This is a genomic window from Paracoccus thiocyanatus (assembly GCF_900156255.1).
Classification (GTDB): domain Bacteria; phylum Pseudomonadota; class Alphaproteobacteria; order Rhodobacterales; family Rhodobacteraceae; genus Paracoccus; species Paracoccus thiocyanatus.
Genome location: NZ_FTMK01000049.1, coordinates 1 through 4,785, shown reverse-complemented (window position 1 = coordinate 4,785; position 4,785 = coordinate 1). Strand labels below are relative to the sequence as shown.

The following is a 4,785-nucleotide window of genomic DNA, read 5'->3' as shown; positions in this document are numbered from 1 at the left end:
ATCATCAGGGCCAGAACCGTCTTCGACCTGAAGAACGCGCAAAAATCGTGGGCCAGCCCCAAGCAGCCCATTCTTGTGCCTGTATCGCCAATCGTAAAGCTGTGATCGCGAAATGTCATGGCGCCGTGCGACCTCCGCCAATGTCACGCCATCACAATGGCTTTCCTCAACGATCCGGACCTTCTCATCATCCGTCCAACGGCGACGGCGACCGGTATCAGAGACCGACAAAACTTGAATGCGGGGAGTGTCTTCGTGTGCGTCCATAAGGACACTCGATAAACGATCTCACTGCCCAGCAGACAGACGGCCCTCGGCGGATGTTTACCGCGGAAGTCGTCGTCGACCGAGAAAGAGCCGGGGTCGCGAAGATAGGAGGCGATGTTCTGGGCGACGAATGCCGCTTGAAGATCTACCTCGCCGTCAAGTGCCGCTAGATTCTCGGCATTGAACGTGACGCGTTGTGCATCGATCAGTATCCGGCGCTTGCTGGCGCTTACGGTATCTGGAAATTTCTTGAACTCCCTTGGAAGAGCTCGGATATAGTCGTGATATGCGATGTCCGCGAGACGCTCTGCATCAATCAGGAACTGACGAAGAGGGAATGCCTCTTTGTTGTCTGGAATCGGAGTTTCCAGAACGGCGGAACGGGCCTCGTCATCGCTGAGGAACGCGATGAGAGCGTCGCTTTCGAAATTTTCAGACTGAATGAAGGCAAGACAGTTGGACCAGCTAGGAACGATCCGGGTCCTACGGAACACCATGGCCTGAAAGCGCACGGGCACTTCTTCGAATGCCGGCAGTAGCTTAGTTTGGCGTAGGACGAAGGTTTCTATCTCTTCGGCATCAAGCGTATCATGAGACATCACAGCTAGAATCGCGTCAATATCCTCCTCATCGTTATCGTCCATATCTAGCAACACGTTTGCAAAATACGCTTCAAAATCATTTTCCACCCGGTCGAGGAGCGGTTCAGCTCCGGATTTTCGAACCGCCGTGTAATGCCGCTTACGCAAGGCCGGGCCGGCCTCTTTGCCGAGGATAGAGCCAAAAATGTAGTCAAAGTTTGCATCGTTCAGGCGGTAATGGCCGAGCTCGTAAAGCTTGCGAGCGATGTCCGGATATCTATCAATGGCGGCGAGATCCCTTGTCTCGATGTGCAGCTCTTCGAGCTTGACCGGATCCACGCCCTCCAACAGGTCAAGAATGTCGCGAAGGTTGTCGGCCGCGAATGCCCGAATCTCGGGGTGCTCCTTGCGTTCGCGAGCCAGCAAAACCGGCGGAAGATGTTCGATGAGGCCGGCGACATGCAAGACTGCGAAGGGGCTCTCAATGGTCGCCGGTACGAAACCGCGCCAAGCGTCAACGAACTGCCTCAAAAAATCGGCAACGTGCGATCCCGTCGCATAATAGGCTTCGAAGAACCCCTGCTGGTTCAGAAACTCGTTCGAAAGATACGCGAAAACTTTCCCGAGTCGCTCCTTATGCCCCTCGCTTTCTATGAGAGCGTCGACGAGCCGGACGTTCAGCGCATAATCTAGGCTGAAATCGTCCTCCCTCATTGCCGCGATGACTTCGCTGGGATTGTCAATCGGAAAGCTGGGTTCAGGTGTGTTGAAAGCCCTAATTTGTATCAGGAACTTGTTGTCGTTCGGCGAAAGCCGTCCCGAGTGGAACAAGGAAGTGTACTGATAGTAGCTGTCGTCGAGATAGCCCTCCAAGAGCAGGAAACGAGCGAGATCGCCACCGTCGCCGAAGTTCTCAAAAAGGTCTTTGACTTGCTGCGTACCGTATCGCAGCAGGATATTGAACTTGCTGGTCCGGATGGCTTTAATTTTGTGTCTTAGTTCGGCGATCCTACTATGTGCTGCCTTTTTATGTGCACCCGCTTTCTGTTCGATGCTTCGTACCCGTTCGGCATAGCTGGATTCGGAGTCTACGGTGTGCTGCAGAGACGAATTGTTGTGCTGAGTGCGATGGCCATGAGCATTCCAGTGAATGAGGTTCGGTGCAGCTATAATTTCGTCGATATCCTTGTGATCGGACAAAGTATTGAGCGGAATGCGCTCCTGTGCGTTTCTGCCGACGCCAATCACATTTTCCGGCAGCGCCTCGATAAGGGCCATCACGTAAATTCGTCTGAGCTCGCGTAGATCCTTTGGGATCTGCTTTTCGGCGGCGTCAATATCGCGTTCGAGTGCAACGATCTCGGATCGAAAGCTCTGTTCACGTTCGGAGATGAGTTCGTCTTTACACCCCAAAATTCCAGCGAGATGCCCTCTGCCCCGATGCAGCCGTTCGAAATCCCTAGGATAAGCGTTCTTATATATCAGCACGGCGAGAAGCTTTGTAGGATCTAGGTTGTTCTCACCATCTGTTTCCAGATTGGCGACATAGATCGCGTACTCGTTGAAGATGTTGTGGATCAGCCGGAGATCGCTTAGGTAGCGGGACACTTCGCGCAGGAACTGCTTATCGAGCCTTCCGTCCAGCTCCAGCCGTTTGCCCTGCGCCAGCACCATATCAATCGAGTTCGAGCTGTTGATAATCGGAATGACGGGTATGATGAATTCGAAGAACTTTGTCCGGTCGGTGTTCACGAACATGTCGTCGCGCAACGCGTAGAGGAACCTAATCCGCCGTTTCACGCCCACATTGCCGTTCACGAGACTGTTGATTTCACGAAGGGTGACGAAGATATCGGAATCGTTGAAGCGATCGAGATCCTCCACAATGACGAGGTCGTAACGCGTCGACTGGAAGAAGTAGATGATCTCGTCGAGGTGGCGGTTGAGGATTGAATCCTGGTCTTCCGAAGACGGTCTTATCTGGATATCCTTCAGCGAAACGCTTTTGAGCGAAACGCCGAAGCTGGCGACATAGAAGTGATGAATCGCAGACCAAAGAAAGATCAATGCGAAAGCGACTACGGAGATATCGAGCCAGTTCGTGAGGTCGAAGGGTTTGAAATACGATCCATCAAAAATCGCTGCGCGTTCATCGAACATATGCCAGAGAGCCAGCAGTCCGGTCAGAATGTAGAGTGATCGAAAGATTGACCAGAATCCTGGCGTTTGGATACGCTTGAAACGCGAGAGGGGCAGTTTGTCTGCATCTGCGCCATAGAGCAGTTGCTGGAGGATACTCCGCTCAATCTCCTGTTTGTTCACCGTACGTCGCTCATCGCCTGCTTCCGGTAAGAAGGCCGCAAGAGAAATGTGTAGGGCTTGGCGGGGATAGGACTTGAGGAAGGATCGGATGATGCTGCTCTTGCCAGAGCCATAAGGTCCTGTGAGCGCGATGTTAGATACGTCCGGGCTGTCGGTCGCGAACTTCAATGCAGCCGAATATACCCCTCCATGGTCGGCCGCATCGGTAGGGGCGAGATCAACGAATTTCGCTGGCGCCACGGATGAAGCGGTTCGTAGGCGCAGCGCTTCCGCTATCTTGATGAGCTTAGCAGAGATCCAGCGGCCGGTTTTAGTAAGACCAGTACTCATAGAAGGCTGACCACCATGTTCGAAATCTCATCCCAACCGCATGTATAATTTAGTCTACCATGCACGTTAAGGGCGAATGGTCCACTGTGGCGTCGAATGCTTGCCAAGGTTTCGCTGCGACGCGCACGAATTACTGGTATCTCAGGTTTCTGCGGATGTGGTGCTGCACCGCCGCATGTCGGCTCACCGCCCGCGAGGCTGCGCAGAACGACTCGGACATCTCGTGATATCATCGAGTTTGTCGGATCATCCGAAGTCAGGGCGGGCTGGAGGACAGGAGGTAACGCCATGTCCGCCGACAATCTTCCAGTACTCCGGCCTGAACATCCTGCCTGGAACAAGGGGCGCATCATCGGCCAGAAGCGCCCGCTGCTGCCGAAACACGTATGGTCGATCCGAGTCCGCCTGGAGATGGCAGACAACCGACGCGACCTGGCGTTGTTCAATATGGCTATCGACAGCAAGCTTAGGGGCTGCGACCTGGTCTGCCTGAAGGTCCGCGAGGTCTTCGCGGCGGGGAGAGTCAAGGAGCGCGCCTCCGTCACCCAGAGCAAGACGGGCAAGCCGGTTCGCTTCGAGATCACCGAAACGACGCGCCAATCGCTTGATCTCTGGATCGTCGATCCTGAGATGCTTGGGCTGGAGTATCCCTGGCCCAGCCGCCTCCACCACAGCGCTCATCTGTCGACGCGCCAGTATGCGCGCATCGTGCGGGGATGGGTCACGTCGATAGGGCTCGAGCCGAGCGCCTATGGCACGCATTCGATGCGTCGGACAAAGGTGGCGCAAATCTACAAAAGGACCGGCAACCTGCGGACGGTTCAGCTTCTGCTGGGCCACACCAAGATGGACAGCACAGTTCGGTACCTCGGCGTCGACCTTGACGATGCGTTGACACTGTCAGAGGGGATAGACCTGTAGTCCGGAAGCCGGTCGACAGATTTCCTGCTGGCCGGCCTGTCAATCGGCACGCAACTTTGACCCCCTTTCGGCGCCCAATAATGACCCCGCTTGGTCAGCACGGGTAGCTGGCCCGATGCGGTGTAGCCTCCATACAGCGCAACCGGATCGGGCCAGCGGCGTCTCGGTCATTCCCGCGTCTTGAAGCGCCAGCTCTCGTTGCCGGTCTCGACGATGTCACAGTGATGGGTCAGTCGGTCGAGGAGCGCCGTTGTCATCTTCGCGTCTCCGAAGACGGTCGGCCATTCGCCGAAGTCGAGGTTCGTCGTCACGATGATCGAGGTGCGTTCGTAAAGGCGACTGATGAGGTGGAACAGGAGCTGGC

At 55.2% G+C, this 4,785-nt stretch carries 3 protein-coding genes and 1 pseudogene; 1 reads left to right on the top strand and 3 read right to left on the bottom strand.

Annotation, left to right across the window (positions count from 1 at the left end):
• Together F3H32_RS18210 and F3H32_RS17795 are read right to left on the bottom strand one after the other, a co-directional pair.
• The coding region (locus F3H32_RS18210; protein WP_188128715.1) for a transposase at nt 1-231 on the bottom strand (231 nt) is incomplete at its 3' end.
• Nucleotides 144-3,500 carry a YobI family P-loop NTPase gene (locus F3H32_RS17795; RefSeq protein ID WP_188128714.1) on the bottom strand — a complete coding sequence of 1,119 codons (3,357 nt, stop codon included), beginning with the start codon at nt 3,498-3,500 and terminating at the stop codon, nt 144-146. The genes F3H32_RS18210 and F3H32_RS17795, both read right to left, overlap by 88 nt.
• A gap of 288 nt (nt 3,501-3,788) precedes the next feature.
• Between F3H32_RS17795 and F3H32_RS17460 the strand changes: the two genes are divergently transcribed.
• Entirely contained in the window at nt 3,789-4,421 is a 633-nt protein-coding gene (locus F3H32_RS17460) for a tyrosine-type recombinase/integrase (protein WP_149766921.1), read from the top strand.
• A 167-nt stretch (nt 4,422-4,588) separates the two neighbouring features.
• Here F3H32_RS17460 and istB read toward each other — a convergent pair.
• Nucleotides 4,589-4,785, bottom strand: a pseudogene (gene istB / locus F3H32_RS17455) (IS21-like element ISPkr1 family helper ATPase IstB); the annotation flags it as partial.